3 protein-coding genes are annotated in these 3,414 nt (G+C 44.7%); 1 reads left to right on the forward strand and 2 read right to left on the reverse strand.

Annotation, left to right across the window (positions count from 1 at the left end; all coding sequences use genetic code 11):
- Nucleotides 1-72 precede the first annotated feature (72 nt).
- Nucleotides 73-237 (reverse strand): hypothetical protein, encoded by a 165-nt coding sequence (locus tag ACUVXA_RS18385; RefSeq protein ID WP_445872744.1) that lies wholly within the window; start codon nt 235-237, stop codon nt 73-75.
- Nucleotides 238-268: 31 nt separating this feature from the next.
- Nucleotides 269-1,090 (reverse strand): uroporphyrinogen decarboxylase family protein, encoded by an 822-nt coding sequence (locus tag ACUVXA_RS18390; protein WP_445872745.1) that lies wholly within the window; start codon nt 1,088-1,090, stop codon nt 269-271.
- 224 nt (nt 1,091-1,314) lie between these two features.
- On the opposite strand from ACUVXA_RS18390, the gene ACUVXA_RS18395 reads away from it, so the two are divergent.
- A complete protein-coding gene (locus ACUVXA_RS18395) occupies nt 1,315-3,156 on the forward strand; it encodes an aldehyde ferredoxin oxidoreductase family protein (protein ID WP_445872746.1) in 1,842 nt (613 codons plus the stop codon).
- The last annotated feature ends 258 nt before the right edge of the window (nt 3,157-3,414 follow it).

Here is a 3,414-nt window from a genome sequence, read left to right on the forward strand (position 1 = left end):
GGCATTGCGCCTCTCCGCTCTTGCAGACGTTTTGTGTGTGTCTCCGCTCAACTGGCGGCGGCGAGAGCATGATTAAGCAGCGTTTAAGCCGTGGTCCGCCTTTGGAAGGAAACCTTTTCTTTGCCCAGCAGTGGTTCCTTTTAGCGGATTTTTGTTCTCCACGCTGATTGCCGAATTGGTTCTCGTGGGCAGGGTTGTAGCCTTGTATTGGACATCTCTGCGGATGTTTGGGTTCATGATTAAAGTCCAAGAATGGTATTATTTATCATTAAATCTTTCTACTGTTGTGAACCCTATCTATTAGACCCTTGTGGTATGGTTTCATGTATATCTTGTATTCTTCAGGTGAAACAAATGGTGCCTGTTGTGTTCCCATGTCATCTCCTAACAGGGCAAAGTCGATGTAGTCTCCGCACTCGGAGAAGAAAGCTTCTATTATAGAGCCATGGATGTCTAGAATGGTGTTGGCGAGGTATCGGAAGAGTTCGGGATTCTTCTTCATATCAACAAACATTTGTGAGAAGCCTCTGAGATAGGAGTAGTGGTGAAAAATGTTTTCCGCCATTGTGGGAACTCCAACTATTGCTCTGTCGGTTTTCTTTCTCAATTCTTTAACTTCATTCCTCACGTTCTCAAGGATCACCGGGTCCTCGGGGTCGGGAGTCTCGAGATTGTCAATGTCTTTAAAAGTAATCTTAGGCTTTCTTAGCGGACCGTCAAATATCTCCCAGTAGTAGCCTACCATTTTTGCTTTTATCCCCCATGCAATAATGACGGTGCCATCATCTAGCATTTTGTCTTCCCCCCTAGGGGCTCTCATAGTGTATGATACGAAGTCCACTCCAAAACGGTCTAAGAGCCTATCATCAAATAATGTCACACAGTTTGTGGGCAGCATCTGAGGTTCGGACAAATCTTTAAAACCCAGATAACGCACCAGTGCACTGTAACCATACTTGGGGCTTATGGGCCAATAAAAGGGCTTCTCGTAAATGGTGTTGTTAACCCCTCCGAATTCTATGGGCACTCGGTCTGGCTCCTCGTGGTTTAGAGCCATCTCGATCCGCTCTCTATGCGATAGTTCACCCATATTGACTATCCCTTCCTTATTCAGTTAGTAATCTTATGATGAGCACAACGTCGTTCTTGAAAGATTTATCAAAAAATACTAGGTATAATAGTAAAAACCTTTTGGTGCATTCTATTCCAAATATTTTTTTGTTTATGGTCTTCGGATAAGTTAAAGTTTAATAATATACTTATTATAGTAATTTTATCAGTTTTTAATGATTGTCAGATACGGAGTGTACCACAATGTCCATGAAGAATGGTAAACTTCTTCGGATAAACCTCAGCACGGAGGATATAGCAACAGAGAAAATAGAATCAAATGCGGCTAGGAGTTTATTAGGTTCAAAGGGTTTAGCAGCCTACTATTTGTTTAAAGAACTGAGGAAGGGAGTTGATCCGTTAAGCCCTGAAAATAAGCTTATCTTTATGACTGGCCCCTTAACCGGCACCAAGGCTCCTTCATCCTGTCGATTTGTGGTTTGTACCAAGTCTCCATTAACTGGTGCCTGGGTGGATAGCAGTTGCGGTGGATTCTGGGGACCGGAACTCAGATTTGCGGGTTTCGATGGTATTATAGTTGAGGGGAGAGCGAAAAGTCCAGTTTACATTCATGTAGATGATGGTAAGGCTTCCATAAGGGACGCCGGGTTTCTGTGGGGAATGGGCACAATAGACACCATAAGTTATCTTAGAGAGAGGCACAAGTCGGATAGAACTGTGCGGGTGGCAACCATCGGGCCCGCTGGCGAGAGGCAGGCTAGGTTGGCAGCGATTATTGCGGATATGAGGGCTGCGGGTAGAGGGGGAACAGGTGCGGTTATGGGTTCCAAGAATCTTAAGGCGATATCGGTTGTGGGTCATGGGAAGATTCCTATCGCTGATTCTCATAAATTTAATGAGTTGGCAAAAGAGGCACATAAGGATGCTAAGGAGGGTAGTGCAAGAATGGCCGCGATGGGAACCGCGTCAATAGTGAGACTGGTAAACTCAACTGGTGGCTGGCCTACCAGAAACTTTAGCGAAGGCCAGTGGGATGAGGTGGCTGAGGAGTTGGCTGGGGACATGTTCCAGAACACTCTATGGGGCGGAGGAAACTATGTGAAGCCCTGTTACAACTGTCCCATAAGATGCGCTCACCTAGCGGTTATAAGAGAGGGAGAATACGCAGGTATCTCAGATGAGGGGCCGGAATATGAAACCATTTCGTTGTTTGGACCCAACTGTGGGATAAAAAGCAGAGAAGTAATCACAGTAGCGGATAAGATGTGTGATAATTATGGAATCGATACCATATCATTGGGAAACACCATTGGTTTCGTAATGGAGTGTTTGGGGAAAGAACTGATTAGCATAGAAGATATTGATGGGGTGGATTTGAGATTTGGAAACGAGGCAGCGTTCCTCAAAGCGGTCAACATGGCAGGCAACGTTTATGGAAATCTTGGACGGCTTCTTGCTAACGGCGTTAAGCGAGCAGCGGAAAAAATTGGTAAGGGATCGGAGAAATTTGCCATGCACGTTAAGGGATTAGAGATACCGGCTTATGTCCCAAGAGCAGGACATGGACACGCACTGGCTTACGCAGTTGCGGACCGAGGAGCTTGCCATCTTAGACCCTGGCTTTACGGTGCGGAGCACTTTTTCGACAAATTGGATCCTATGACTCCGGATGGTAAGCCGGAGGCGGTGAAGCAGGGGCAACAAAACAGAGCTCTTATTCATAGTTGTGGTCTTTGCCAATTCGCTGTTACTGATGAAATGATTTATGACTCTTTTCTTCGGATGATAAATGCTGCCACCGGTTTCGATTATACTGAGGAGGAGTTTTGGCTGGTCGGGGAAAGAATAAATAATCTTACCCGGAGTTTCAATGCCCGTGAGGGATTTACAAGTAAGGATGACATGCTTCCTTATCGCTCCACGAGTGAGCCACTACCTAAGGGACTGTGGAAAGGCCAGATGATAAGACTCGGGAAGATGTTGCCTAAATATTATGAAATATGCGGATGGAACGAAAACGGTGTTCCAAAAAAAGAAAAATTAAAAGAATTAGGTCTAGATTTTGTTATCGTGGAACTTTACTGAAGTAGGGTAAACCGTTCTTGGTAAAGTATGTTTTTAAAGTAAAAAACTTTCAATCTCCGTAGCTGGAGAACGGTTCTTGCAAAGGTTGTATCATTTTATTTTGCCCCCGTATGTGAAAGGTGTGTGGGGCGCTTTTCAGCCGGTGAGTGGTCTGGAATGACCTTATTTTGGGCAACCATGTGCTTTTAGAACATGTGCACCACCCTTTTCTATTAATTTTGTTCACGTGTGTTTCTCGTTAATTATGTTGTTGTTTAT

Source organism: Candidatus Jordarchaeum sp. (assembly GCF_052745115.1).

Coding starts and splice junctions, on each gene's coding strand:
- ACUVXA_RS18385 (WP_445872744.1), bottom strand. CDS start 237: ATGAACCCAAACATCCGCAGAGATGTCCAATACAAGGCTACAACCCTG.
- ACUVXA_RS18395 (WP_445872746.1), top strand. CDS start 1,315: ATGTCCATGAAGAATGGTAAACTTCTTCGGATAAACCTCAGCACGGAG.
- ACUVXA_RS18390 (WP_445872745.1), bottom strand. CDS start 1,090: ATGGGTGAACTATCGCATAGAGAGCGGATCGAGATGGCTCTAAACCAC.